Genomic DNA, 26,545 nt, shown 5'->3' on the forward strand with positions numbered 1-26,545 from the left:
ATTCGCGCATGACGACGAGCACCGCAGCATCCGTTGGCGCCGCAGTCGAGCCGTGGCATCCCGGTCAGCCGCATGCGGAGCTGGCTGCCGACGTCCGGTGGTGGTTGGGCTCACCGCTGAGTCTCGGGCTATTCGGCCGCCTGGCGCTCGACCAGGTCGCGTACCGCCCCGTCGCCGCCGCGGTCGACCGTTCGGGGCGGTTCCAGGAGAACTTCACCGACCGAGGCATCCGATCACTGACCTACGGCATGTTGATGTTGTTCGGCGATGAGGCGGACCGCCGCTTCGACACCGAGGAACTCAAGCGCCTTCACGCCGCGGTGAAGGGCACCGGCAACGGCGAGTTCGCCGACACCAGGTTCAGTGCGCTCGACCCCGACCTGTGGAAGTGGATCGCGGTGAGCGGATTGAATGTCCTCTATCGGGGCTACCTGGCCGTGTGCGGTCGCGATCTCGACGTGGAGGAACGCGAAATCGTCTACCAGACCACCCGCTGGATGCTGAGCTACCTGGAGCTGCCCAGCGCCCGGGCCAAACTGCCGGAAACGCTGGCCGACATGGAGGCGTACTACGACCAGGTTGCCGAAGAGTGCTTGGCGGACAACGCCTTTCTCCAGTACGCCGACGACAGCTTCGATACCCTGCCCATGCCGGCGTTGTTGCCGAAACGCCTGCGTGGCCTCGTGTCGCCGGTGTGGAAACTGGTGACGCCCCTGGCGTTGCGGGTGCCGAAAGTGTTGGGGCAGCGCCATGCCCACTCGAAGATGCGGGACCTGCTCGACATTCGATCGACACCCGTGACCCGCCTCGAATACGCCCTGTACCTGAAGGCGTCGCAGCTGGCCTGGCGGTACCTATCACGGGCCGTCGTGCTTGATCCGTTGGCGTACAACCGGTACCGCTACGAACGCCTGCGGTCGGCTTACCACGGGCTCCAATTGGACAGCTTCGCGGCGTAGCCGCCCGGGTGGGGCGCAGAATCTGGGGGTGCTGCCGCATCCCCGAACCGGAGTGTTGTTCCCGTCCCCGGTGCCGCCCGGGTCGGGCTGGCCGGGTGATCCCGCCGTGGCCGACACCCCCGTCGCGCGGTCTGCGGCACAGGTGCGGGCGAGGGCCCGACGCTGCACCGAGCTGATCGATCTCGACGCCCAGGTGTCGGTGTGCCGCGGCTGCCGGCGCCTGGTCACCTGGCGCGAAGATGTCGCAACGCGGACGCTGGCCAAGCGCAAGGCCTACGCGGCCGAGCCGTACTGGGGCCGGCCGGTGCCCGGTCTCGGTGTGGAGCGGCCGCGCATCTGGGTGCTGGGGTTGGCGCCGGCGGCGCACGGCGCGAACCGCACCGGCCGCGTGTTCACCGGTGACCGGTCGGGGGACTTTCTCTTCGCTTCCTTGCACCGGGTGGGGCTGGCCAGCAGCGGGGTGAGCATCGACGCGGCAGATGGGCTGACCCTCAACGATATTCGCGTGGTCGCCGCCGTCAGATGCGCACCGCCCGACAACGCGCCGACACCCGAGGAACGCGACACGTGCGAGCCGTGGCTGAGCGCGGAGTGGCGCCTGACGGGTCAGGACGTCCGGGTCGTCGTCGCTCTCGGTGGTTTCGCCTGGAAGGCCGCGCTGGACCTGACGGGAGCGGGACGGCCGTATCCGAAGTTCGGCCACGGAGTGCTGGCCGCGCTTCCCGACGGACGACGGCTGCTCGGCTGCTACCACCCCAGTCAGCAGAACACGTTCACCGGCCGGCTCACTCCGGCCATGCTCGATGACGTGTTCACCGTGGCCAAGGGAATCGCTTCCAGCCCGAAGGAGTTGGATTAGATCGTGCAGTTGTCAGTTCTTGATCTCGTCCCGGTCCGCAGTGACCAGTCCACCGCCGACGCCTTCGCCGCCACCGTCCGCCTCGCCAAGGCCGCCGACCAGTTGGGCTACCACCGCTACTGGGTGGCCGAGCATCACAACATGCCCGCGGTCGCCGCGACGAGCCCGCCGGTGCTCCTGGGGTACCTGGCCGCGCAGACCGACCGCATCCGGCTCGGTTCAGGTGGTGTGATGCTGCCCAACCACGCGCCGTTGGCGGTTGCCGAACAGTTCGCGCTCCTTGAGGCGGCAGCCCCTGGCCGGATCGACCTGGGTGTCGGGCGGGCGCCGGGCACCGACCCCGTCACTTCGATCGCGCTGCGGGGCCCGGCCGGACGCACCGACGAGGACATCCAGCGCTTTCCCGAGTACCTCGACGACGTCGTCGCGCTGATGAGCCCCGGCGGGGTCAAGGTGTCTCTCGAGGGGCGAAACCTGTTGGACAAGAACTACATCCTGAAGGCCACCCCGGCCGCGGTGAGCCCGCCGAAGCTGTGGCTCCTCGGTTCGTCGATGTATTCGGCGCACCTTGCCGCAGCGAAGGGGCTGCCGTATGTGTTCGCCCACCACTTCTCGGGGCAGGGCACCGAAGAAGCGTTGGCCACCTATCGCGAAGAGTTCCGACCCAGCGAATTCGCCGACAAGCCAACGACATTCATGACCGTCAACGCGTGTGTGGCGGAAACTCGCGATGAGGCCGAGCAGCTGATTCGGCCCAACCTGCAGATGATGGCGTGGCTGCGCACCGGCGAACCGCTGCGCGCGCTGGACCTCGTCGAAGACTCGGAGAAGAACCAGCTCACTCCGCAGCAACAGGCCATTGTGGCCGCCGGGATGCAGCGGGCCGTGCTCGGCGCACCCGAAGAGGCCGCCGCCCAAATCCGGGAACTGGCAACACATTTTGGCGTCGACGAGGTGATGGTCAGCCCCGTCGCCGCCGCCCGCCGTGGTTGCGATCCAGCCACCGCCCCGGCTAGGGAGACGACGCTAAGGCTGCTGGCCGAGCAGCTGCTCTAACGCGGGGTCAGCGCGATCACCGGAATCGGCCGGGTGGTGCGCTTCTGGTAGCCCGCGTAGCGGTTGGCATTGTTCTTGTTCACGACCTGCCACAGCCGCGGGTAGTCGGGGTCGTCCTTGCCGACGACACGGGCGGTCACCGGGATTCGCTTTGTCCCGACGTTGATTTCGATCTCCGGGTCGGCCTTCACGTTGAAGTACCAGCCCGGTGCCGTCGGCTCCCCGCCCTTGGACGCGACCACCAGGTAGGAGTCGCCGTCCTTCGCGTAGGTCAGCGACGTGGTGCGCGCCAGGCCCGTCTTGGCGCCGACGGTGTGCAGCAGCAGGCTGGGCGGGACACCGGGGAACTGGTGGCCGATCCGGCCTTCCGTCTTCTGATAGATCCGGTCGTGCATCTTCAGCATCGGGAGGCCGAGGTACTTCTCCCACAGGGGCATACTCATGTGCTCAAGTCTGCCTGCGGATCTTCGAGCCGCGCGACCGCCTCCAGTAGGATTTTTCCACTGGCTTCGCGGTCCGGATCGCGCCGCAGCAGCATGCCCTTGGCAAACGCCAGCTTGTCGCCGGTCTTGCGCGGGACGACGTGCAGATGGATGTGAAAGACCGTCTGAAATGCGGCTTTACCATCGTTGATCGCGATGTTGTTGCCGTCGGCGTGCAGGCCGGATTCGCGCGACGCCTGGGCAACCCGCTGACCGAGCCTGGCCAGGCCGGCGACCACGTCCGGCGGGGTGTCGACCAGGTTCTCGTAGTGCTGCTTGGGCACCACCAGGGTGTGGCCGCGGGCGAACGGCCGGATATCCAGGAAGGCGATGTAGTCGTCGTCCTCGTAGATCCGGATCGCGGGCGCCTTGCCGGCGATGATGTCGCAGAACACACAGGCCATCAGTCCACGGTAAGCCAGCAGGGTCAGACGTTGCTCGCCGCCCACTCCGACAGCCGGCGGTCGCGCTCGGCGGCGTCGACCTCTTCGACCCGCGTCATCACCGCCCACCGCTGGCCGAAGGGGTCGACGATCGACGCGAACCGGTCGCCGGTGACGAAAGTCTGGGTCGCCTCCCGGATCGTCGCGCCGGCGCGCTCAGCCCGTTCGACCACGGCGTCGACGTCGGGGCAGTACAACACCACCGAATGGGTGACCGGCCCGCTGCGTGGTGGCGCCGTCAGTTCGTAATCGGGGTTGGGATCGGACAATTGCAGCCGGCCGGTACCGAAGTCCAGCTCGGCGTGTGCCACGGTGCCGTCACTCGCGTCCATCTTCTCGATCAGTTGGGCGCCGAACACCTCGACGTAGAGGTCGATCGCGGCGGCAGCCCCATCGATCACCAGGAACGGGGTCAGGCTGGTGTAGCCCTGGGGAATTGGTTGCACGCTCATGTCTGCAAGTCTCGTAGGGTCGGTGGTGTGGTGGCTTGGAAAAACCCGACAGCTACAGCGCAACTGGGTGTGGTCGGTCGCGCCAACACGGCCTCGGTGTTCGACCTGCGGCAGTGGCAGCCGTCCGCCGCCGCGGCCGTCTGGGTCGAGAATTTCTGGTCGGTCACGTGGGATCTCCGTGGCGAAGAGCCATTCGACAGCACTGTCATCACGTTTCCCGCCGTGCATCTGACACACGAGTGGGGCACCGACGGTGTGCGGCACGGGCACCGGTTGCCGGCGACGCTGGTGCACGGCGTGGTCGAGCGGGTGTTCACCACCACGCTGTCCGAGAGCGGCTCGGTCGTCGGCGCGCGGTTCCGGCCCGGTGGATTCACCGCCCGGTTCGGCCGGGACGCAGGGGCTCTGACGGGCCGGGTCCTGCCAGTTGACGTCGAACTGTTCGGCGTGCCAGTCGGTTTCGTCGACGATATCCAGCGGACGGCCACCGCCCTCGACGATGCGATCGGCGATCACCCCGACTCCGACACCACGTATCGCGACCTGTTGACGCTGCTCGAGCGGGTCAAGGCCGACGACCAGCTGCACCGGGTCGAGCAGGTGATGGCGCTGTCGCCCTGGAGCGAGCGCACCACTCAGCGCGTGTTCCGCCGCTACGTCGGTGTGCCGGTCAAGTGGGTGCTGTGCCGGTACCGCCTGCAGCACGCGGCGCTGCAGATCGAGACGGTGCCGGACGTCGACTTCGCTGATCTCGCAGTGTGTTTGGGCTGGTATGACCAGGCGCATTTCAGCAACGACTTCCGGGCCATGCTCGGCTGCACGCCGGGGGAGTACGCCAGTCGGCACCGCGGTTAGCGCGCTCCGAGGGCGGCCTGGATATCCGGCTTCATCTGCAGCAGTTGCTGACCCCAATATGCCCAGGTGTGGGTACCGGTCGGCGGGAAGTTGAAGGTGGCGTTGTGGCCGCCTGCAGCCTGGTATGCGCCCTGGAATTTGGTGTTCGACGCGAGCGTGAAACTCTCCAGGAATTGTTGCGGCACACCGCTTGTCGCGCCTGCCAGGTCGTCCGGCGTGCCGGTGCCGCAGTACACCCACAGCCGTGCACCGGACGAGGCGATCCTGCCGACATTGACAGTCGGGTCGTTGCGCGCCCACGCCGAGTCACCGGGAGGACCCCACATGGCACCGGGATTGAAGCCGCCGGAATCGTTCATCGCGAGCCCGACCATCGGTGGCCAGAACCCGTCCGACAGGTTCAGGAATCCCGACAGTGAGCCGGCATACCGGAACTTGTCGGGGTGGTAGGCGACGTAGATCAGGGCGGTGGAGCCACTCATCGACAGCCCGACGACGGCGTTACCGCCTGTCGAGATGTGCTTGTTGGCGGCCAGCCAAGCCGGCAATTCGCTGGTGAGGAAGCTTTCCCACTTGTAGGTCTGCGTGGTGCCATTGCCGACGGCCGGTTGATACCAGTCGGTGTAGAAGCTCGACATGCCGCCGACCGGCATCACCACGGACACGCCCGATTCGTTGTACCACTCGAAGGCGGGGGTGTTGATGTCCCAGCCGTTGGTGTCATCCTGGGCGCGCAGGCCGTCCAACAGGTAGAGGGCGTGCGGACCGCCGGCCTGGAATTCGACTTTTATGTCGCGGCCCATGGCCGCCGACGGCACATTCAGGTATTCGACGGGTAGCCCGGGCCGGGAGAATGCACCGGCAGGCGTCGCTGTGATCAGACCGGCGATCGTCAGCGCCGTCAGCGCCGCACCCAGAAGCTTGGTGAATCCCGGCAGGTTCGTAGTGATGCGTGGCATGGGTAAACCCCCTGGGTCCGGATGCGGATACACACCGCATGCGGCCGGCATACCCCGATCGGCACAGGTGAAACGTTCAGCCGACCACTCGCCACGCTGCGAGCTTCTCGGCGAATGACATGGTCAAGGCCCCGCTGCTCGACGGCAGCCGGCCGGCGGGCAGCGCGGTATCGGCTTGCTGAAACAGTGTGTACGCGGTCAGGCCGTTGATGAAGCCCCGCTCGATCGTCGGGTGCTCGCCGAGGAACGCGCTGAAATCGTTGAGCACCAACGTCTTCCGGTCGATGTTGGCGTCCAGGCTGCCGACCCGCCGACAGCTGTGCACGACGTCCCACAGCGCCACCCCCGCGCCGGTGACGGCCTCGAGGCGCTCGGGGTAGGGCAGGTCCACGTCGAATCCGAGGAGTGCGGCCAGCAGCCGCCAGAACTGGTTGCGGGTGTTGGCGTAGTACTCGCCGGTGTCCAGTGACTTCTCGCTGGGAAACGAGCCCAGGATCAGTACTCGTGGGTTGGCGCCGACGACCGCCGGCAGGCCGGTGCGCAGCGGCATCCGTGGTTCGGTCATGTGCCCATTCTGCGAGGCCTCCGGTCAGGCTAAGTTGGCCGGGTGAGCGAACAAGCTGCCGAGCCGGCCGACAGCGCCGAGCTGACCGACTGGCTGTTGTCGGAAGGCTTCAGCGAGCAGGAGATCGACGAGGCCTTCGCGCCGATGTTGCTGCCGGCCCGGCGCGCCCTCGGCGACGACGGTATCCGGCTCTCGGCCCGGGATATCGCCACCCGGTGGGACATGGATATCGATCTGCTGCAACGGATTCTGCATGCGGCGGGCCGGCCCCGGTCCGATGACCCGACTGCCGCGCTGTACCTGACGGTGGACAGCCAGCTGGTCGGATATGCGCAGCAGTGCCTGGGCCTGGGACTGCCGATCGAGCAGGTCGTCGCGGTGATTCAGGTGATGACGGACGGCCTCGCGAAAACTGTGGAGGTCATGCAGTTTGCCGCGTTGTCGGCGATCCTGCAGACCGACGCGACCGAGTTGGAGAACGCCAAGGCCGTCGCTGCGCTGACCGGAAACGTTGCGCCTCTTCTGGGACCCATGGCCCAGGACATGCTCCGTACGCAGATGCTGCACGCGCTGTTGCAGCAGGAGGTCGCCGCCACCGAACGCCTGACGGGTCCGGCGCTGCCGGGCGCGGGGATGGTGTCGATCGCCTTCGCCGATCTGGTCGGCTTCACCAGCCTGGGTGAGGAACTGCCGCCGGAAGGATTGGAGCGGCTGTCACAGCGGCTGGCTGATCTGGCGCGCACCCTTGCCGAGCCGCCGGTGCGGTTCATCAAGACCATCGGCGACGAGGTCATGCTCGTCAGCCCCGAACCGGTGCCGCTGCTGAACATGATCCTGGACCTCGTCGACGCGGCTGAAGCCGATGAGGCCCTGCCGCGGCTCAAGGCCGGCATGGCGACGGGGCTGGCCGTGAGCCGGGCCGGGGACTGGTTCGGCGGTGCGGTCAACAATGCCAGCCGGGTGACCGGAGTGGCCCGGCCCGGGGCTGTTCTGCTGGCTGAATCGGCACGCGAGGCGGTCGGTGACGCACCTGGTTTCGACTGGTCTTTCGCCGGTGCGCGACGGTTGAAAGGCATCCGTGACGAGGTGAAAATGTTCCGGGCCCGTCGCAAAGAGCTTTAGCCGCGGCGCCGGTGCCCGGCTTGCACTTGACTTGCACGCTGGCCGGGACGCGGCTTACATGGGTAGGCATGCCAGACATTGATCGTCGCAGCATGCTGTCCATGGCGGGGCTGGGCCTGTTGGCCGCCACGCTTCCCACGGCCGAGTCCCGCGCAGATACGCCCGGAAAACTGATCTTCGAGGACAACTTCGACGGGCCGGCGGGATCGTCGCCCGACACCTCCAAATGGGAGATCGCGACGGCCCGCGAGTCGATGGAGAACCCCACCTACTGGGAGCTTCCCGAACACGTCGGCCAGTACCGCAACGACCGCAAGAACCTGTTCCTCGACGGTAAGTCGAACCTGGTGATCCGCGCCGCCAAGGACGGGAATACCTACTTCAGCGGCAAGGTTTTCGGCACCTTCCGTGCCGGCATCGGCCACACCTTCGAGGCCCGGATGAAGCTCAACTGCCTGACCCCGGGCTGCTGGCCGGCCTGGTATCTGGCCAACAACACCCCGGGGATCGGCGGCGAGGTCGACATCATGGAGTGGTACGGCAACGGGAGCTGGGCTCCCGGTACGACCGTGCACGCCAACCTCAATGGCGGCGAACATGTTTCGCACACCATCACGCCCGACAGCGCCTGGCACAACTGGCGGTGCCAGTGGGACGACGCCGGAATGCGGTTCTGGCTCGACTACACCGACGGCGCCCAGCCGTACTTCAACGTCCCGGCAAAGTCGTTGCCCAACTGGCACTTCAACGATCCCGGCTACACCCTGTTCCCGATCCTCGGCCTCGCCGTCGCCGGTTCCGGAGGTGGTGATCCCGGCCCGGGCACCTACCCCGCCGACATGCTGGTCGACTGGGTGCGGATCTGGTAGCTACCGGCGGGGCGTGAAGCTGCGCAGCCGCAGGCTGTTGCTCACCACGAACAGTGAGCTGAAAGCCATTGCCGCACTGGCGATCATCGGGTTGAGCATGCCGGCAGCCGCCAGCGGGATGGCCGCGACGTTGTAGGCGAACGCCCAGAACAAGTTGCCCTTGATGGTCCCCAGCGTCGCCCGGGACAGCCGGATGGCGTCTGCCGCGGCCCGCAGGTCGCCACTGACCAGGGTCAGATCCGAGGCCTCGATCGCCACGTCGGTGCCGGTGCCCATCGCCAGTCCCAGGTCGGCCTGGGCAAGGGCGGCAGCATCATTGACGCCATCGCCGACCATCGCCACGACCCGGCCCTGATCCTGCAGCCGCTTGATCTCGTCGACCTTGTCGGCGGGCAGCACCTCGGCGATCACCGTCTCGATGCCGACCTCAGCGGCCACCGCGCCGGCCGCGCGCGCATTGTCGCCGGACAGCAGCACGGGCATCAGCCCCAGTTTCTTGAGCTCGGTAATGGCCTCGGCGGCAGTGTCTTTCACCGTGTCGGAGACGACGATGACGCCCGCGATGGCTCTGTCGACCGCGACCCACACCGGCGTGCGGCCCTGGGCTTCCGCGGTCTGCGCGGCGGTCTGCAACTCGGGGGAGGCCTCAGCGGTGAGCCAGCTGCGCCGCCCCACCGCCACGTCGTGACCGTCCACCACGCCGGTGACGCCGCGACCGTCGTGGTTGACGAAGTCGGTGACCGCCGGCAGCGGTCCGTCCGCGGCGGCCCGGGTTGCGATGGCCTGGGCGATGGGGTGTTCGGATGCGTGCTCCAACGCGCCCGCGAGTCGTAATACGTTGTCGGACTCGGCATGTACCGCGGCAACCGTCATCTTTCCGGTGGTCACGGTGCCGGTCTTGTCGAGGACGACGGTGTCGACCTCACGGGTCGATTCCAGCACCTGCGGGCCCTTGATCAGGATGCCCAACTGCGCACCGCGGCCGGTGCCGACCAGCAGGGCCGTCGGAGTGGCCAGGCCCAGGGCGCAGGGGCACGCGATGATCAGGACCGACACGGCGGCGGTCAGCGCGGCGCTGACCGTGCCTCCCGCGACCAGCCAGCCGATCAGCGTCACCAGCGCCAGACCGATCACCACGGGGACGAAGACCGCCGACACCCGGTCGGCCAGACGCTGCACTTCGGCCTTGCCGCTCTGGGCGTCGGCCACCAGGCGCGCCATCTGGGCCAGTTGGGTGTCCGCGCCGACGCGGGTGGCCCGGACCTCGAGCCGACCACCGGCATTCACCGTGGCGCCGGCGAGTTGGTCACCGGGACCGACCTCGACCGGTACCGACTCGCCCGTCAGCATCGAGGCGTCGACTGCGGACGTCCCGCTGATCACCACGCCGTCGGTAGCGATCTTCTCGCCGGGACGGACGACGAAGGTGTCGCCGACTGTCAATTGTTCGATGGGAACCCGGATTTCGTGACCGTCGCGCAGTACCGCCACATCCTTGGCCCCGAGGTCCAGCAGTGCGCGCAGCGCGGCGCCCGATTGCCGCTTGGCGCGGGTCTCGAAGAACTTACCGGCGAGGATCAGCGTCGTGACGGTGGCGGCGACCTCGAGGTAGAGGTGGTCGCTGCCCATCGCCAGCATCCAAGCCGACCACAGGTACGACGTGAGCACACCGAGCGATACCAGGGTGTCCATGGTCGCCGCGCCATGTCGCAGGTTGGTCCACGCGGCGTGGTGCAGCGGCCAGGCGCCCCAGAAGACCACCGGGGTGGTGAGCGCCAGCGCCCACAGCGGCCAGTGCGGGAACTGCAGCGCCGGAATCATCGACAGCGCCAGTACGGGGATGGTCAGAGCCAGTGACACCAACAGCCGCGGCAGGTAGGCCGTTTCGGTGGGGGTGTCGGTCTTGTCGACGCTCGCGGTGTAGCCGGTGGCCTCGACGGCCGCGACCAGCTCGTCGGTGGTCACGCCGTCCGGGTAGGTGATGGCCGCCTGTTCGGTCGCGAAGTTCACGCTGGCGTGAACTCCGTCAATCCGGTTGAGCCGCTTCTCGATCCGGGCCGCGCATGACGAACACGTCATGCCGCCCACGGACAGCGTGACCGACGTGGTCATGCCGGTTGGACGACGTCGTATCCGGCGTCTTCGATCGCGGCGGCGACGGCGGCCCGGTCAGGCTCGCCGTCCACTCGTACGGTGCCGGCCTTCAGGTCCACCTCGACGCCCGTCACGCCGGGCAGCGGCTCGACAGCTGAGGTGATGGACGCGACGCAGTGTCCGCACGACATTCCCTGAACTTCAAGTACCTGACTCATGCCTGAAGTATATACCCATAGGGAGTATAGGTAGGTGTGTGATGTGGGTCTCGGTGTTGCCTCGTCATTTGGTCGTGCAGGGTGGCATCCTGGTTCCATGGCGCGCAAAGAAATTGACCCGATCCGGGCGAAGAGTGCCCTCGCGGTAGCGAAGGAACACCCGGGCATGCTGCTGTTCGTGGCGTCGCCGGTGATCGCCGCCATCGTGCTGGTCGGTGTCTTCGTGAGCCCGGGCTGGGCGGTGTTCCTGGCCTTGGTGGCGCTCGGGCTGGCCGTCTTCGGCGGTTCCGCGCTGTTGCGTAAGCGCTGACAGACCCACTCTTCCCGCACACGTTCGCCCCGGGTGAAACGCTGTTTCATTACAGATGTAACGGTGTAATCATGTAAGCATGAGGCAACGTCATTCTGGCCAGGACCGCCGCGGCGGCTGGCAACAAGCGCAGCAGCCCGACGCGGGCGACGCCGCCGACTGGTTCGCCGGTCGGCTCCCGGAAGAGTGGTTCGCCGGCGACCCGGACGTCACGGTGGACCGCGAGGAGATCATCGTCATCGGGCGACTGCCCGACCCGGAGAATCCCGAAACGGCCGCCCGGGCCTCCGGGCGGGTGGCGCGCTTCCGGGAGGAGACCCGGTCCGAGCGCATGCGGATCGCCGACGAGGCCGAAGCTCGCTACGGGCGCAAGGTGGCCTGGGGTGTATCGGTCGGGGAGTCGGAGCGAATCCTGTTCACCCACTTGGCCGTTCCGGTGATGACGCGGCTCAAGCAGCCGGAGCGGCAGGTGCTCGACACCCTGGTCGACGCCGGCGTGGCGCGCTCACGGTCCGATGCGCTGGCCTGGTCGGTCCGGCTGGTCGGTGAGCATGCCGAAGAGTGGCTCGCCAAACTGCGTGACGCCATGACGGCGGTCGACGATCTTCGCGCGGAGGGCCCGCAACTCTGATCAACCATTGACGTTCGCCGCCGCTCGGGTGCAGGCTCAAGGTACCGGCCCGATGGGAGCGCGTCATGAGCGATCGGTTGTTCAATTACATCGGCGAGATGCTGTGCGGCAGCCTGAATGCCGACCTCGCGTCGGCCCGTGTGCTGGCGCCGGGTGACTTCACGAAATTCCTCACGGATGACGTGCGGCTGCACGTCATCCAGGGACGGTTGGCGGCCGAGGAGTGGGGCACCGCCGAGCGGCACGGGCCGGTGCGGGTCCTGGCCACGCACGTCATCATCACCGAGCATGGGCTGCTGTACGCGGCCGAGGTCGGCGGTCCGAATCCCGGTTACTACCTGGCGGCGCCGCGGACCTTGCTGGAACCCGTCGCCGACCACATCGCCGACAGCCCACCGCCGTCGGGCACGGCCGCAGCCGTGGACTGCCGGCTGGACCACGACCTCGCGTCCATCTGGCAATTCGAGAGCGCGCTCCGGCACCGCCTTGAGTCCGATCCGGTCATCCGGGTCCAGCTGACGGCTGCGTTCGCGGCCTGAGGCATCGCGGGCTTCCCGGCGTCCCCGCAACGTCAATGCCTGTCACGCCGTATCGGCCATGGGCCTGCCGGGCGGGCCGGCGAGCGCGGCCACGGCCCGCAGCTGCCGCAGGGCGAACGTGCGGGCGCGACCGCCCTCGGGCACATTCACGCCGGCGACCACGCCCGAGATGCCCGGGGTGCTGATGGCTTCGCCGGCGCAGCGCCGGCGGCGCGGGCACCCGCGGCACAACGCCTTGACTTCGGCGTCATCGCCGGGGCTGACCCACCGGTCCGGGTCGGACATGCACGGCGGCAGCTGCAGCGGAACAGCTGGTGTCTGCAGTGGCGCAGCCAATTTCTCCCTCCCCGACAGTGACGACGCGAGACCGCCCTGGACTCGTGTGGTTCCCCCAAACCTGAGCAGCGCGGCGTTCTTCGCGGTTCCACGTGCAAATATAGTCATATTGCATACAAGGTGTCTAATATTGTCCAGCGATATGGGTGAACCGTGCGCGGTGACCGCGCGGGCGGTGCCAGCCGTCGACCATGCCGGCCAGGCTCATGACCGACGGTGCGCCACCGCCGGGATCGGGGCGCCCGCGACCATCGTGAACGGCACCGCAAGCGGGAAATCCTCTGTCAGGGACTCGATTTCAACGGCGCGCACGATCGTGGCCAAGGCGAGAGTGGCTTCCAGAACGGCGAAATGATCTCCGATGCACGTCCGCGCGCCGGCGCCGAACGGAATGTAATGCCACCGGTCGCGGGCGCTGACGTTCTCGGGGCCGAACCGGTCGGGGTCGAATGTCAGCGGGTCCGGCCACAGCTTCGGGTCGCGGTGCATGCCGAAGATGCCCACCAGAACCATGTTGCCGGATTCGATCTTGTAGCCGTCAACGGCGATGTCCCGCAAGGCAGTACGGCCGGCGACCACCACCGGTGGGCACAGGCGCAGCGCTTCGCGCAGGACCTGGGTGGTGTATTCGAGCCGGGGGACGTCCTCGTGGGTGAGGTCATGATCGCCGATGGCCGCGACCTCTTCGGCAACCCTGCTCTGGATCTCGGGGTGGCGTCCCAGCGCCCACAAGGCGTACGCGATGGTGGTCGCTGTGGTGTCGTGGCCGGCGACCATGAATGCAATGAGGTCGTTGCAGATGTCCAGGTCCGAGAGCGCGTGGCCGGTCTCGGGGTCGGTCGCGGCGATCAGGGCGTGAACCAGGGGAGCGTCGCGGGTCGGGTCGGCGCGGCAGGATTGGAGGACCTCTCCGGCGAGCCGCCGCAGCGTCGCGGTGGCGGCCCGGGCGCGGCGCCGTGCCGGGGTGGGCAGCCACCACGGGGCGCGCACGGGCCGCATGCCGCGATCGGCCACGTAGGCCAGCGCGATGTTGAGGGGGTCGGCCAGAGCTTCGGCGCGATCGTCCAGATCGATTCCGAGCACCGAGCGTCCCAGGACGCGCATGGTCAGTCGGCGCGCTTCGGCGTCGAGATCGAGTTGGGCACCGTCTGGCCAACTGTTGCTGATGGCGGCTGCCGCGTCGGACATGTGGGTGCCGAATGCGGCGACCCGGTGCCGCGTGAAGACCGGCTGCAGAGTCCTCTTGCGTGCCCGCCAGGGCAGGTTGGGCAGGTCTGCGAGATTGTCCCCGAGAAGCCGCCGCATTTCGTGATGCACCAGTGTGCGATCGCAGGCATCGTTGTTGCGCGCCAGTACATCTCGGGCACCTTCGGGTGACATCACGAACACGATGCTGGGCCCCAGCCAGCGCGGCCCGAGTCCCACTCGGGTGATGCTGGCGCCTGCGGCCTCGCGCAGTGCCACCTGTCCGTAGTGGTTCTGCCGGGCCCATTTCATCCGTTCGCCGACCGGCAGCGGGTTCATGGGGACCAGGGGCAGCTGGTCAGGGTCCGGCAGGGCGTCGTTGTGGTCGGCCATCCTGGTGAACGTGCCCTTCTGCCGGGTGCGAGGTTATGCCAGATGCTTTTCGAGAAAGTCTGTCATGCGTTTCCAGGCGTCTTCGGCTTCGTCGGCGAAGTAGGACAGCCCGACCGCGCTTTCGATCTTGCGCATCGCCGGTGGGAGCCGCCAGTCGTTCATGAAGCTGTGGCCGACGTTCGGATATTCCTTGATGTCCCGTGGCACATTGCCCTCGGCGAGTGCGGATTCAAGTCTGGCGGCGCTACCGCGGGGCACGATGCGGTCTTTGGCGCCGAAACTGGCGACGACGGGACACGATTCTTTCAGCGGTTCGAGATCACGTGGTAGCACACCGTAGTTCGGTGCACTGGCATCGAACAGTCCCCCCGGGGACAGTTGAACGACGAATTGTGCGCCCATGCAGAAGCCCACCAGTCCGACCTTCCCGGTGCAGCGTGCGTCGGCGAGGAGGTGGTCGCGGGCGGCGATGATTGCTTGCTGGGCGCTGCCCCGACCGACGACGGCTGCGTACATGGTGCTGAGCATGCACTTGATCTTTGGTCCGCGGCCGTAGAGGCCGGGGACCAGAGTGAGATAGCCGTTGTCCGCGAGTCGTTCTGCGGTTCGACGCAGGTCAGCGGTCATTCCGAGGACGTCCTGGACGACCACCACTGCCGGCCACGGACCAGTGCCGGCCGGCACTGCCAGGTACGCGGGTACGGGGTCGCCGGTGTGATCGAGGTAGCTGATGTCGGGCATGGGTCGCTATCGAGTCCGGGCGGCGGCGGAAGCTGGGGGATGGGGTGTTTGCTGTGCCGCCATTTCTCGCAGCTCCTTCGCCTCTTGATATACTTGTTTTGGCTAGTACGATAGTTTTATATTGTTTGCCGGTATGCCTGTATTCTCCCATGAGATGGCTGTATGGTCGATGTGTGGCAGAGACCCGCTTATTTCCGTTCAAGCCGCCGGCTCCGCCAGAGCCGTCCACTGAGGACAGGATTCTCGACGCCGCATTGACGGTGTTCGCGCTTCATGGCATCACCGCGACGACGTTCAAGATGATCGCCGAACAAGCAGGGGTTTCGGTAGGTGCCGTGCAGCACCACTTCCACACCAAAGCGGATTTGACCGCAAAAGTGGACAACTACGTCTTGCAGGTTCTCGGCGAAGGCCTGGAGCCGGAGATGATGCCGAAAGAGGACGCCCTCGAGGAGGCCGGCCGGCGCATGACGCGCCTGATCGAGACTCATCCGCGTGTCATGGACTATGTCGGGCGCGCACTCGTTGAGATCGATTCGGATTCAACGATCGGTGAAGTGATCTTCGATGGGTTGACCGGAATCAGCGAGGCGCAGGGCAGGCAGTTCGTCGAGCGCGGTGAAGTCCTGGGCGACCTGGACTACAAATGGCTGATTCTCATTCCGCTGATCTTGCGCGTCGGCCCCATGATCCTGCGCCGCCATATCGAGCGGTATCTGGGCGAGCCGTTCTACACCGGCGAGCAATTGGAACGCTGGGATAGCACCGTCACCGGTCTGTTGCGTCACGGCGCCTTCCGGTCGAAGGCCCAGAACCCGACCGAGACCCCTGGCTGAACCGCGCTCCATGACTCGACCGCTGCGCTGAATAATCCAGCGCAGCAGTGAGTTCCGATTCGCCTACGGCTTGCGCGCCGCGAGCAGCAGCGCCGGAAGCTGGGCAACTCCGTTCTCATCGGTGGGGAAGTTGCGTTCCGGATGTCCCGGAAATTCCGGTGGTTTCACCGCGACGAGCGCCGGGTGCAACGTGATGTCGGACCAGTATTTGCCCACCGCCGCGGTGACTTCGGCTTCGGTCACCAAGTTGGGGATCGGGAATGGGGAGTCGGGCGGGATCGCTTCGGTGGTGAAGACCAACAGGTACAGCGCAGCGCCGCTGTCGGCGGCGTCGTAGATCCCGCGCATGTAGTCGTCGCGCCCATCGACGGGCAAGGAGTGGAACAGCGTGCAGTCGAGCACCGTGCTGAACCGTTGCGTCAAGCCGACAGCGTCGAGGTGTCGCAGATCGCCTTGCAGGAAGCGAACGTTCGACAGTCCGTGCTGCGCTGCGGCGTCTTCGGCGGCTGCGATGGCAACGGCGGAGATGTCGACGCCGGTGACGTCGTAGCCGCGTGCGGCGAGTTCCAGCGCGGTGTCGCCGACGCCGCAACCGGCGTCCAGGACGGGGCCGTGCATTTTTCCCTGGTCAATCAAGGTCAGGATCTCTGGTTGTGGCGCCCCGATGTTCCACGGCGGTGGCCCCATGAACAGTTCGCCCTGGTATGCCTTGTCCCAGTCCATCACTTCGCCCATGGCCAGAGCGTAGCGCCATGCCGCTGGGCGCCGGCAGTGCAAACCTTTCCGCATTGGCCCTGGTGTGGCCATGGCTGCCGGGATTCGTCGACCTCGCGTCGTGATCAGACCCAGGCTGATTGCGGGTTCGGTTGGTCGACAACTGAATTCGGGCGCGCCTGCATCAGGTGAGACGGTCTGCGGACACCGTGGGAACCGGCTTCGCGTAACCGTGCCCGTGCACCTTGTCCCGCTGCAGCAGACCGTCTCGGTACATCGATTTGGAGCGTCAATTGCTGCATATTGTCGATGGTTACTGTTGTATCGCTGTACGTGCAGTATGTATTGTCGTCGACGTGTGGAGGGTGATTCGCGACGTCCGAGGGGCGGCCGACATCACCTCGGTGGCGCGGCCATGACCAGGCGCGGAATGAGTACGACTGCGCTTGAGGCCGGCGCTCAGTGACAAAAGCGGCAGTGCTGGTCGATGTCGAGGGGTCATCGACCGGCACTGCTGTCTGACGGGCCTCTCGATCAGCAGGCCTGGGCGGTTCAGCGGAGCTTGATCCTGGCGGGAATCGGGCCGCCGGCAACAACGGTGAACGGTGCGGCCGTGGGGAATTCGTCTTCGAGAGAAGTGATTTCAGCACGACGCTCGATGGTGGCCAACGCGAGTGTGGCCTCCAGCATCGCGAAATGATCCCCGATGCATCCTCGAGGCCCACCGCCGAACGGGACATACTGCCAGCGGTCACGACTCTTCGAGGCTTCCTCGGTGAACCGGTCGGGGTCGAACCGCAACGGGTCTGCCCACAACGTCGGGTCCCGTTGAACAGACATCCGGCCGACAACCAGCATCGTCCCGGCTGGAATCCGATAGCCGGCCACCTGGACGTCCCGCATCGTCATACGCGATCCGGTCGCACCCGGCGGGCACAACCGCATCGCCTCTTTGAGCACCTGAACGGTGTATCCGAGCCGAGGAACGTCGTCGGGGGTGAGCCGACCGGCACCGAGTGCGGCGACCTCGGCGGCGACGCGGTCCTGAATATCAGGGTTACGCCCCAGCTGCCACAGGGCATACGAGATCGACGTCGCCGTCGTGTCATGTCCGGCGAAGATGAAGATGATCAACTCATCAGCAATCTCGTTGTCCGTCAGAGGCTTTCCGGTATCCGGATCCCTGGCCGCGATGAGCTGCTGCACCAGCGGTGCGCTTCGGGCCGGATCGGCCTTGCACGCTCGGACGATGTCGAGGGCCGCCGTGCGCAAAGTGGCTGCCGCTCTGCGTGCCCGCCGACGTGCGGGCGTCGGGAGCCAATGGGGCGCCCGCACCGGGCTGATGGCGCGCGAGACGGCATAACTGACCGCCTCCCGCATGGGTGCGGACAACGAATCGTTGTTGCTGGTGACGTCAAGGCCCAGCACCGAGTGCCCCAATGCGCGCATGGTCAGCTTGCGCGCCTCGACGTCCAGGTCGATCTCGCTACCGTCCTGCCAAGCGCCGCAGACCGATTCGGTTGCCTTCGACATGTGGCCGCCGAACGTGTTGACCGACTGTTTGGTGAACACCGGTTGCAGCGTGCGGCGACGCGGCTTCCACTGCTCGAACGGCGTGACGAACAGGTTGGGGCCGAGGAGACGCTGCATCTCCACGGTCACGCCGGCGGTTTTGTCGATCGAACTGTCACGGCAGGAAACGACGTCGCGGATGCCCTGTGGGGAGGTGACGACCACCAGAGGTGGCATCAGCCACCGGGGCGCCAACCTGAAGCGCGTCACGGGACCGCCCGCATCGCGCAAGATATCCGTACCGGTGTGAAAGCTGCGGCACGCCGCCAGGCGCTCTTTGTACGGCAGTGGGTTCAGCGGCGGTAGCGGCAACGATGCGACATCTCGCATGTCCGACGACACCGCCATGACGATCCCTCCCCGGAATACAATGCGCGTCTACGCAACTGGCGAATTCGCCACCATAGCACCGTTGCAAACGGTAATGACCAATTGCGTGGTCGATCCTGGTTTGACGAATCGTCTTGCTAATGCGCGGTTTACGCTCCAAGATTAGCCGATGGTGAAAGTGCCGAAAAAGGGTGACTCCAAGCGTGGCGCCCGCCGGCACAGCACGATTCCCAGAATTGGGAGCCGATAATGCATCACACTGATCCGGATGAATATCGTCCGCAAATTCTGGACCCCAGGGATTCGGCTGACGCGACCGTTCTCGATCGGCTTCGATCCGAACCCCATGTCCAGACCCTCGATCACCACGGCGCCGAGCTGGACAACCTGCGCAGGCTGCGCCCGGAACCCGCCGCGGCGCTGTTGGACGAACCGGGCCGGTGGGTCTGGTACCCGTGGCGGCGCACCCTGGTCTCGATACCCGGCCCGCGGGGTTTCAAGGCACTGCGCCTGGACCGCAATCGCAACGCCGTCACCGTCGAAGAACAGAGTCGCCTGGCCGAACTCACCGTCGGTGTCGCCGGCCTGAGCGTCGGTCATGTCATTGCCCACACGCTGGCGCTCCAAGGCCTGTGCGGGCGCCTGCGGCTGGCCGATTTCGACCGCGTCGAGCTGTCCAATCTCAACCGGATACCGGCCACCGTGTTCGATCTCGGGATCAACAAGGCGGTCGCGACGGCACGCCGGATCGCCGAACTCGACCCCTACCTCCCCGTCGAGGTCTTCCATCAAGGCCTGACCACCGACACCGTCGACGACTTCCTCGACGGCCTCAATGTCCTTGTCGAAGAATGTGATTCGCTCGACATCAAGGCCGTCGTGCGCGTTGCCGCCGGGCACCGGCGCATCCCGGTGCTCATGGCCACCAGTGACCGCGGCATCGTCGACGTCGAACGCTTCGACGACGAGCCAGGCCGGCCGATCTTGCACGGACTCCTGGGCCCGCTCGACATCGGCTTGCTGCCCGGCATGAGCAGCAAGGAGAAGATTCCGCACATCCTGCGCCACCTGGAAGCCGAGAAGCTCTCACCGCGCACCGCGGCGTCGCTGATCGAGCTGGACCGCACGCTGGCCACCTGGCCGCAGGTGGCCTCCGAGGTCATCATCGGTGCGTCAGCGGTCGCCGAAGCCGTGCGGCGCATCGGGCTCGGAGAGGAACTGCGCTCGGGCCGGACCCGCATCGACATCGGCTCGTCCCTCGACCAGCTCGCCGAACCGGCGATGGCCGCGGCGCGACCCACCACGCCGCCGCAGCAGCCATTGACCCCCGCCGGCGTCACCGGGCTGATCACGATCGCCGCGATGCGCGCCCCCTCGGGCGGCAACATTCAGCCCTGGTCGATCGAAGCCGGCGAAGATGAGATCGCCATCAGCCTTGCCCCGCAATACAGTCCGACCATCGACGTCGGGTTCCGGGGCGGTGCCGTTGCGATCGGCGCAGCGGTGTTCAATGCCCGGGTGGCCGCCGCCCACCATGGCGTCCTCGGGCCGGTCACCTTCGACGAGCACCCGGGCGGGTCGCCGCTGCAGGCGACGCTCCGGTTCGGCGCGGAGCGCTCCCAGGACCTTGCGAACCTGTATGGCCCGGTGCTCGCGCGCGAGACCAACCGGGGCAAAGGCACCGCCGCGCCCCTCTCCGACGCCGTCGCCGGCGCGTTGACCGCGGTCGCCGAACGTGAAGGCGGCCACCTGCGACTCATCGCCGCACCCGATGAGATCGATTCCGCTGCAAAGATTTTGGGTACTTCCGACCGGATCAGGTTCCTCACCCCGCACCTGCACCAGGAGATGATCGCGGAGCTGCGCTGGCCCGGCGATCCCGACCCGGACGCCGGGATCGACGTGCACAGCCTCGGTTTGGACGATGGTGGTCTGATCCTGCTCGAGCTGCTGCGCCGGCCCGAGGTCATGGCCCAACTGGCCGACTGGAACGCCGGCGATGCGCTGGGTGACGACATGCGTGACCGGGTGCGCGCAAGTTCGGCGCTGGCCGTCATCACTGTCACCGGCGGCACCCTGCGCGACTACGCAGCCGGTGGCTCAGCCGTGGAAGCTGTTTGGGTACATGCACAACAGCACGGCCTGGCCGTGCAACCGGTTTCTCCGGTGTGGCTGTTTGCGCAGGACACCACCGACCTCACCAAGCTCTCGGCGCGCTTCGCAGACGAACTCGGCAGACTGCAACGCGAATTCATCGACCTGGCGGGCGCCGGCGCGGACGAAAGGATCGCGCTGATCCTGCGACTCACCACCGCCGCTCCGTCTGCGGTGACCAGCCGGCGCAGCGCCGACCGGATTCGGCTACCCCAGTAGCCTTCGAGTTCTCCAGCGCAGACTTTTCATGCGGCGGGGGTGCGCAGCGTCGGCGCTTTCAAGAGCTCCTCCATGCCGTTCGCGTCAACCGGACCTGACACCAGAAGCCCTTGTGCGCGGCGGTAACCCATGGCGATGAGTCGTTCTGCGGCGGACTCGGTCTCCAGCCCGTCGGCGGTCAATTCAAGGCCGAATGCGTCGGCCAGGACGGCGATCGACTGGACGAACAGCGCGTTCTCGCCGTCGTGATCGAGCGTCTGGACAAACGCGCGGCCGACTTTCAACGAATCGATGGGCAGCTCTTTCAAACTGGGCAGGAAGCTGTACCCGGTGCCGAAGTTGTCCAACGCGAGGTGCACTCCGATGTCCTTGAGCGCATGCAGAATCTGGCCACAGCGTTGGGCCTCGGTGACAAGCAGGTCTTCCGGTAGTTCCAGGCACAGCGAAGCCGCCGGAATGTCGAACTTGGCCAGCGTCGCGGCGAGATGTTCGGTGAACCCGTCGGTCACCACTTGGGCGGGGGACAGCTTCACCCGGAGCATGACGTTCTGTGCCAACCCCTTGATTCGCCAACGCTGGAATTGCTCGCAGGCCAGTCGCAGGACCTCGCGCCCTACGGCGCCGCCGAAATTGGTGGCTTCGGCGGTCGGCATGAACTCCTCGCGGAGCAACAGCCCGCGGGTGGGGTGGTTCCACCGGACCACCGCCTCCATCGCCACGAGTCGTCCGGTACGGAGATCAACCTCGGGCTGGTAATGGAGAAACAGTGCGCCGTTGTCGACGCAGTCCTGCAGGTGCACTTCGATGTCGGTCTGGAGCGAATGCTGCGCCGCCAGTTCGTCGCTGAACGCGATCACCGTGTTGCCGCCGGCGGCCTTCGCGGCGGTCAGCGCGTGTTCGGCAAATCTGAGCAGGTCGGATACGGAGTCGGTTCCTGGAATCCCCACGGCGACGCCGATACTCACTCGGTGCCTGATGTAGGACGAGCCGAGCATCAGTCGAGCTGCCAACGTCTCGCGTAGCTGTTTGGCGTATGCGTACGCATCTGCGAGTGAGGTGGGCGCGTTGAGCACCGCGATGATCTCGTCCCCGCCGAGACGGGCGAGAAAGGCCGTGTCTGCCGCGTGTTCGCGTAACCGTTGCGTGAGTTCGACGAGAACCCGGTCCCCGGTCTCGTGACCGAGCAGGTCGTTGACCGCTTTGAGGTGATCGGGATCGATGTAGAGCGCCGCAACCGGTCCCGGCTGACCTGCCGCAAGCCGGTGTTCGAGATGCTCGAGCAGACTTCGGCGGTTGCGCAGGCTCGTCAGGTCATCATGCTCGGCAAGGTGCTGGACCGATGCGAGCGTCTCAACCCGGACTTTGACGTGGGCGAACATGGTGGCGATGACTTTCAGCGCCGTGATCTCCTCGTCCGACCATTGCCGGTCGCCGTACTTGATGAAACCCAGTGAGCCCGTTGTGACGAACCCTGCCGGTGCCGTCTTGTCAGTGACGTTCATCGGCACTGCGGCGATCGAGACAACGGGCACGGTGGTGCCTTCTTCGATGCGCTGCTGGTATTCGTCGGGCTCGGCCCCGGGTCGCAGGATGACGGGTTCTGCGATGTGCTCGGCCATCGCGAAGACCGGGTCGGCGTCCTTGAAGTAGACGATTCCGAGCGGGTCGGGGTCCGGGATGTAGGTGCGGATCGGCCATTGCGCGATCAGGATCGTCGCGCCGATGGTGTGATCGTTGTGCCGCAGAAACGCCACGTCCAGCCCGAAATGGGCCGCCACGTCGGTCAACGCCTGCTCGCTGGCTGCGACGTAGTTGCCCGCGTCGGCCGCCATCAGGGTATGGGCGACCCCCTCGACAAGCTCGTTGAGGGCACTCAGCACTTCATTACGGTAGCCAACAAATCGGGCAGGTGGTGAGCTTGTCGCCGGTTAGGTCTCAAACCGCGTGCCCGCAACCGGTAGGGCGACGGCGCTGGTTCAGGCCTGCAACATCTCCCAGTACGCCCCGCGGCGCTCGATCAGCTCGTCATGGGACCCGCGCTCGACGATCCGTCCGGCCTGGACCACCAGGATCAGGTCCGCGTCGCGGATGGTGGAAAGCCGGTGCGCGATAATGAAACTCGTCCGGTTGCGGCGCAGTTCGGCGGTGGCTTGGGCGATGAGCAGCTCGGTGCGGCTGTCGACGGAACTGGTGGCCTCGTCGAGGATCAGCAGCAGTGGTTGCCGCAGCAGCGCCCGGGCGATGGTGATCAGCTGCTTCTCTCCGGCGCTGATGTTCACGCCGTTCTCGCCCAGCCGGGTCTGGTACCCGTTCGGCAGTGTGTGCACGAAATGGTCGACGCGCGCGGTGCGGGCAGCCGCGATCACCTCGGCCTCGGTGGCGTCCGGGCGGCCGTAGGCGATGTTGTCGTAGATGGTGCCGCCGATCAGCCAGGTGTCCTGCAACACCATGCCGATGCGTGACCGCAGCTCGGCGCGGCTCATCGTCGCGATGTCGTGACCGCCCAGCAGGATTCGGCCGGAATCGGGCTCGTAGAACCGCATCAGCAGGTTCACCAGTGTGGTCTTGCCGGCGCCGGTCGGCCCGACGATCGCGACGGTGGTGCCCGGTTCGGCGACGAGCGACAGCTCCTCGATGACGGGAGTTCCGGCGGTGTAGGAGAAGTTGACCCGCTCGAACTCCACCCGGTCCGGTGCGTGCGACACCCGCGCCGGAGCCGCCCCGGCCATCCCCGCGGGCTCTTCGTCGGCGTCCAGGAATTCGAAAACCCGCTCGGCGCTGGCCATCCCGGACTGCATGGTGTTGTACATCGACGCGATCTGGGTCAGTGGCTGATTGAACTGCCGCACGTACTGGATGAACGCCTGAATGCTGCCGAGGCTGATCTGCCCGGTCGCCACCTGGATGCCACCGACAACGGCGACCCCGACATAGCTGATGTTGCCGATGAACGTCGTGATGGGCGAGACCAGTCCGGACAGCGACTGCGCACCGAAACTCGCCTGGTACAGCTCGTCATTCAGCGCGCGGAACTTCTCCTCGGCCAGTGCCCGGTGCCCGAACGTCTTGACCACGGTGAAGCCGCTGTAGGTCTCTTCGATGTGGGCGTTGAGGCGGCCGGTGCCCTGCCACTGCGCCATGAACTGTTGCCGCGACCGCTTGGTGATGAGTCGCGTCGCGAGCAGGGTGAAAGGCACTGTGAGCACGGTGATCAACGCCAGCAGCGGCGAAATCCAGATCATCGCCGCCAGCACCGTCACCACCGTCAGCGCCGAGGTCAGCAGTTGACTGACGGTGATGGTCAGAGACGTCTGGACGTTGTCGATGTCGTTGGTGACGCGGCTGAGAATCTCCCCGCGGGGCCGGGAGTCGAAGTAGGACAACGGCAGTCGGTGAACCTTGTCCTCGACGTGGGCGCGCAGTGTGAACATGGTGCGCTGCACGATCGTGTTGAGCAGTCGCGCTTCGGCCCACACCATCAGCGCCGAACCGAGATACAGCAGCAGCGCGTACGTCAGTACATGACCGATCGCGGTGAAGTCGACGCCCTGTCCCGGAACCACGCCGGACCCGGCGAGCAGATCGGCAAAAGTGTTGTCGCCGCGGGCCCGGGCCGCCGCCACCGCCTGCTCGCGGCTCATGCCCGCCGGCAGGCCGCGCCCCAGCACACCGTTGAACAAGAGGTCGGTGGCATGGCCCAGGATGCGTGGTCCGATCACGCCGACGGCGATCCCGGCGATCCCCAACAGCATCACCACGGCAACCCTGGCGCGTTGCGGCGCCAGCTGTTTCACCAACCGCAGTGCCGTGACGCGGAAGTTCTCGGACCGTGAACCGGACGCCAGCATCGCGGCTGACGGCGGCCGGGTCACGCCACGTCTCCGGCCGCCACGGCCTGCGAATCCGCGAATTCGCGGTACACCGGGCACGACTGCAGCAGTTCGTCGTGGCTGCCGGTGCCGACCACGTGGCCGTTGTCCAGAACGACGATCTGATCGGCGCTGACGACCGTCGAAAGACGTTGGGCGACAATGACCACCGTGGCATCGGCGGCCGCCGCCGACAACGCGGCCCGCACCCGGGCATCGGTGTGGACATCCAGGGCCGAGAAGGCGTCGTCGAACAGATACACTGCCGGTCGCCGGACCACCGCACGGGCGATGGCGAGGCGCTGACGCTGTCCACCGGAGAAGTTGATGCCGCCCTGGGCGACGGGCATACCGAGGCCCTCGGGGTGGTCCGCCACGAAGTCGGCCGACGCGACACCCAGCGCCGCCCACATTTCGTCTTCCGTCGCATCGGCTTTCCCGAACCGCAGGTTGTCGGCGACCGTGCCGGAGAACATGTGGCCGCGCTGCGGCACTACTCCGATGGTCGACCACAACTGCTCTGGGTCGTAATCCCGTACGTCGACGCCGTCGACCGACACGGAGCCGGAGGTGACGTCGTACATCCGGCACAGCAATGCCATCAGCGTCGACTTGCCGGAACCCGTCGACCCCACGATGGCCGTCACCGTGCCCGGACGGGCGGTCAGCGAAACGCCGTGCAGCACTGGATCGTCGGCGCCGGGGTAGCCGAATGTGGCTGCCGTCACCTGGATTTCCCCGCGCCGCACCTCCGGCACCACGGGCGAATCGGGCGCCACGATGGTCGGCTCGGTGGCGAGCACAGCGGCGATCCGCTCGGCACACACCGATGCCCGCGGCAGGATCACCAGCACGATCGTCACCATCAGCACAGCCATCAGGATCTGCATGAAGTACGACAGGAAAGCGATCAGCGAGCCGACTTCCATCTGGCCGTGGTCTATGCGGATGCCGCCGAACCAGATCACCGCGACGCTGGACAGGTTCACCACGAGCGTCGTCGCGGGCAGCATCAGCGCCTGCCAGCGGCCGACCGTCATGGTGGTGTCGGTCAGGGCGTGGTTGGCGGCGGAGAACCGGTCGCGTTCGGCGTCCTCCCGGGAGAAGGCCCGGACCACGCGGATACCGGTGAGCTGCTCGCGCAGCACCCGGCCCAAGTTGTCGATCAACCGCTGCATGCGGCGGAACAGCGGCAGCAGCCGCGAGATGATCAGGTAGTTGCAGATCGCCATCACCGGCACACTGACCAGCAGCAGCCAGGACAGGCCGGCGTTCTGGTGCACGGCCATGGCGATGCCGCCGATGCTCATGATCGGTGCGGTGATCAACATGGTGCAGGTCATCTGCACCAGCACCTGAATCTGCTGAACATCGTTGGTGGTGCGGGTCATCAGCGTCGGCGCCCCGAACCGCGCGGCTTCGGCGTTGGACCAGCCGAGCACCTGCCGGAACACCGCCCACCGCAGGTCCCGGCCGAAACCCATGCCGGCGCGCGAACCGAAATAGACCGCGCCGATCGCGCACAGCACCTGCACCGCGCTGACACCGAGCATGACGCCGCCGAGTCGCCCGATGACGGCGGTGTCACCGCGGGCGACGCCGTGGTCGATGATGCGGGCGTTGAGCGTCGGCAGATACAGCGAGGCCAGCGTGCTGATCAGTTGCAGCGTCGCCACCACCGTCAGCTGCCGCCGATACGGCCTCGTGTACTGCCGCAGCAGTGCCCAGAGCATGCGGTTACTGTGGCACACCCGAGAAAGCTTGTAGAAAGACCAGGTCAGTC

Annotated in this window: 26 protein-coding genes; 11 read left to right on the forward strand and 15 right to left on the reverse strand. The window is 66.6% G+C overall.

Translation table 11 applies throughout. From position 1 onward, the window contains the following. Positions 1-8 precede the first annotated feature (8 nt). The 3 genes from EB75_RS14880 to EB75_RS14890 are packed head-to-tail and all read left to right on the forward strand — an operon-like array spanning position 9 to position 2,874. Entirely contained in the window at positions 9-959 is a 951-nt protein-coding gene (locus EB75_RS14880; protein ID WP_073696147.1) for an oxygenase MpaB family protein, read from the forward strand. Between the two features lie 28 nt (positions 960-987). After that, the gene (locus EB75_RS14885) at positions 988-1,818 is read left to right on the forward strand and encodes a uracil-DNA glycosylase (protein WP_073696148.1); all 831 of its coding nucleotides are present in this window, start codon (positions 988-990) and stop codon (positions 1,816-1,818) included. A gap of 3 nt (positions 1,819-1,821) precedes the next feature. After that, on the forward strand, positions 1,822-2,874 hold the full coding sequence (locus EB75_RS14890; protein WP_073696149.1) for an LLM class flavin-dependent oxidoreductase: 1,053 nt from the start codon (positions 1,822-1,824) through the stop codon (positions 2,872-2,874). Here EB75_RS14890 and EB75_RS14895 read toward each other — a convergent pair. From EB75_RS14895 to EB75_RS14905, 3 genes are read right to left on the reverse strand one after another with little or no spacing between them, the layout of a single operon-like run. After that, positions 2,871-3,317 carry a nitroreductase family deazaflavin-dependent oxidoreductase gene (locus EB75_RS14895; protein WP_142239612.1) on the reverse strand — a complete coding sequence of 149 codons (447 nt, stop codon included), beginning with the start codon at positions 3,315-3,317 and terminating at the stop codon, positions 2,871-2,873. The genes EB75_RS14890 and EB75_RS14895 overlap by 4 nt on opposite strands. After that, positions 3,314-3,760, reverse strand: a complete 447-nt coding sequence (locus tag EB75_RS14900) for an HIT family protein (protein WP_073696206.1) — start codon at positions 3,758-3,760, stop codon at positions 3,314-3,316. Before EB75_RS14900 ends, EB75_RS14895 begins: the two co-directional genes overlap by 4 nt. 23 nt (positions 3,761-3,783) lie before the next feature. Next, positions 3,784-4,251 carry a VOC family protein gene (locus tag EB75_RS14905; protein ID WP_073696151.1) on the reverse strand — a complete coding sequence of 156 codons (468 nt, stop codon included), beginning with the start codon at positions 4,249-4,251 and terminating at the stop codon, positions 3,784-3,786. Positions 4,252-4,278: 27 nt separating this feature from the next. On the opposite strand from EB75_RS14905, the gene EB75_RS14910 reads away from it, so the two are divergent. Next, positions 4,279-5,106, forward strand: coding sequence for a helix-turn-helix domain-containing protein (locus EB75_RS14910; protein WP_073696152.1), 828 nt, complete (start codon positions 4,279-4,281; stop codon positions 5,104-5,106). Here the strand turns inward: EB75_RS14910 and EB75_RS14915 are convergent. Together EB75_RS14915 and EB75_RS14920 are read right to left on the reverse strand one after the other, a co-directional pair. Next, on the reverse strand, positions 5,103-6,065 hold the full coding sequence (locus EB75_RS14915) for an esterase family protein (protein WP_073696153.1): 963 nt from the start codon (positions 6,063-6,065) through the stop codon (positions 5,103-5,105). The genes EB75_RS14910 and EB75_RS14915 overlap by 4 nt on opposite strands. 76 nt (positions 6,066-6,141) lie before the next feature. After that, on the reverse strand, positions 6,142-6,630 hold the full coding sequence (locus EB75_RS14920; protein ID WP_083612284.1) for a DNA-deoxyinosine glycosylase: 489 nt from the start codon (positions 6,628-6,630) through the stop codon (positions 6,142-6,144). 42 nt (positions 6,631-6,672) lie between these two features. On the opposite strand from EB75_RS14920, the gene EB75_RS14925 reads away from it, so the two are divergent. Together EB75_RS14925 and EB75_RS14930 are read left to right on the forward strand one after the other, a co-directional pair. Continuing rightward, positions 6,673-7,752: an adenylate/guanylate cyclase domain-containing protein gene (locus tag EB75_RS14925; RefSeq protein ID WP_073696154.1), complete on the forward strand. Its 1,080-nt coding sequence runs from the start codon at positions 6,673-6,675 to the stop codon at positions 7,750-7,752. A gap of 68 nt (positions 7,753-7,820) precedes the next feature. Next, on the forward strand, positions 7,821-8,621 hold the full coding sequence (locus EB75_RS14930; protein ID WP_073696155.1) for a glycoside hydrolase family 16 protein: 801 nt from the start codon (positions 7,821-7,823) through the stop codon (positions 8,619-8,621). Here EB75_RS14930 and EB75_RS14935 read toward each other — a convergent pair whose 3' ends face one another. Further along, on the reverse strand, positions 8,622-10,733 hold the full coding sequence (locus EB75_RS14935) for a heavy metal translocating P-type ATPase (RefSeq protein ID WP_073696156.1): 2,112 nt from the start codon (positions 10,731-10,733) through the stop codon (positions 8,622-8,624). Beyond that, positions 10,730-10,933 (reverse strand): cation transporter, encoded by a 204-nt coding sequence (locus EB75_RS14940; protein ID WP_061002753.1) that lies wholly within the window; start codon positions 10,931-10,933, stop codon positions 10,730-10,732. Before EB75_RS14940 ends, EB75_RS14935 begins: the two co-directional genes overlap by 4 nt. Before the next feature lie 97 nt (positions 10,934-11,030). Here EB75_RS14940 and EB75_RS14945 point away from each other — a divergent pair, with 97 nt between their 5' ends. From EB75_RS14945 to EB75_RS14955, 3 genes are all read left to right on the forward strand, one after another. Beyond that, the gene (locus EB75_RS14945; protein ID WP_073696157.1) at positions 11,031-11,243 is read left to right on the forward strand and encodes a hypothetical protein; all 213 of its coding nucleotides are present in this window, start codon (positions 11,031-11,033) and stop codon (positions 11,241-11,243) included. 79 nt (positions 11,244-11,322) lie between these two features. After that, positions 11,323-11,874: an ATP-binding transcription factor AbmR gene (gene abmR, locus EB75_RS14950; protein ID WP_073696158.1), complete on the forward strand. Its 552-nt coding sequence runs from the start codon at positions 11,323-11,325 to the stop codon at positions 11,872-11,874. 65 nt (positions 11,875-11,939) lie between these two features. Further along, on the forward strand, positions 11,940-12,413 hold the full coding sequence (locus tag EB75_RS14955) for a hypothetical protein (protein ID WP_073696159.1): 474 nt from the start codon (positions 11,940-11,942) through the stop codon (positions 12,411-12,413). Between the two features lie 42 nt (positions 12,414-12,455). On the opposite strand, the gene EB75_RS14960 is transcribed toward EB75_RS14955, so the two are convergent. The 3 genes from EB75_RS14960 to EB75_RS14970 all read right to left on the reverse strand — a co-directional run bounded on the left by EB75_RS14960 (position 12,456) and on the right by EB75_RS14970 (position 15,068). Further along, a complete protein-coding gene (locus tag EB75_RS14960) occupies positions 12,456-12,749 on the reverse strand; it encodes a WhiB family transcriptional regulator (protein WP_406804307.1) in 294 nt (97 codons plus the stop codon). Positions 12,750-12,953: 204 nt separating this feature from the next. Then, entirely contained in the window at positions 12,954-14,327 is a 1,374-nt protein-coding gene (locus EB75_RS14965) for a cytochrome P450 (RefSeq protein ID WP_073696161.1), read from the reverse strand. A 33-nt stretch (positions 14,328-14,360) separates the two neighbouring features. Next, complete coding sequence (locus EB75_RS14970) at positions 14,361-15,068, reverse strand: dienelactone hydrolase family protein (protein WP_073696162.1); 708 nt, start codon at positions 15,066-15,068, stop codon at positions 14,361-14,363. Between the two features lie 149 nt (positions 15,069-15,217). On the opposite strand from EB75_RS14970, the gene EB75_RS14975 reads away from it, so the two are divergent. Beyond that, positions 15,218-15,904, forward strand: a complete 687-nt coding sequence (locus tag EB75_RS14975) for a TetR/AcrR family transcriptional regulator (RefSeq protein ID WP_073696163.1) — start codon at positions 15,218-15,220, stop codon at positions 15,902-15,904. 63 nt (positions 15,905-15,967) lie between these two features. Here the strand turns inward: EB75_RS14975 and EB75_RS14980 are convergent, their stop codons facing one another. Then, positions 15,968-16,639 carry a class I SAM-dependent methyltransferase gene (locus tag EB75_RS14980; RefSeq protein WP_073696164.1) on the reverse strand — a complete coding sequence of 224 codons (672 nt, stop codon included), beginning with the start codon at positions 16,637-16,639 and terminating at the stop codon, positions 15,968-15,970. Positions 16,640-17,170: 531 nt separating this feature from the next. Next, positions 17,171-18,538, reverse strand: coding sequence for a cytochrome P450 (locus EB75_RS14985; protein ID WP_083612285.1), 1,368 nt, complete (start codon positions 18,536-18,538; stop codon positions 17,171-17,173). A 231-nt stretch (positions 18,539-18,769) separates the two neighbouring features. Here EB75_RS14985 and EB75_RS14990 point away from each other — a divergent pair, with 231 nt between their 5' ends. Next, a complete protein-coding gene (locus EB75_RS14990; protein WP_073696166.1) occupies positions 18,770-20,893 on the forward strand; it encodes an Rv1355c family protein in 2,124 nt (707 codons plus the stop codon). 26 nt (positions 20,894-20,919) lie between these two features. Here the strand turns inward: EB75_RS14990 and EB75_RS14995 are convergent, their stop codons facing one another. The 3 genes from EB75_RS14995 to EB75_RS15005 form a co-directional block, all read right to left on the reverse strand. Continuing rightward, the gene (locus EB75_RS14995) at positions 20,920-22,773 is read right to left on the reverse strand and encodes a putative bifunctional diguanylate cyclase/phosphodiesterase (protein ID WP_142239614.1); all 1,854 of its coding nucleotides are present in this window, start codon (positions 22,771-22,773) and stop codon (positions 20,920-20,922) included. Positions 22,774-22,869: 96 nt separating this feature from the next. Continuing rightward, complete coding sequence (locus tag EB75_RS15000) at positions 22,870-24,765, reverse strand: ABC transporter ATP-binding protein (RefSeq protein ID WP_502689374.1); 1,896 nt, start codon at positions 24,763-24,765, stop codon at positions 22,870-22,872. Next, positions 24,762-26,495: an ABC transporter ATP-binding protein gene (locus EB75_RS15005; protein WP_073696210.1), complete on the reverse strand. Its 1,734-nt coding sequence runs from the start codon at positions 26,493-26,495 to the stop codon at positions 24,762-24,764. The genes EB75_RS15000 and EB75_RS15005 overlap by 4 nt, the downstream gene beginning before the upstream one ends. Between the last annotated feature and the right edge of the window lie 50 nt (positions 26,496-26,545).

The organism is Mycobacterium sp. ST-F2 (assembly GCF_001905655.1).
Taxonomy (GTDB): Bacteria; Actinomycetota; Actinomycetes; order Mycobacteriales; family Mycobacteriaceae; genus Mycobacterium.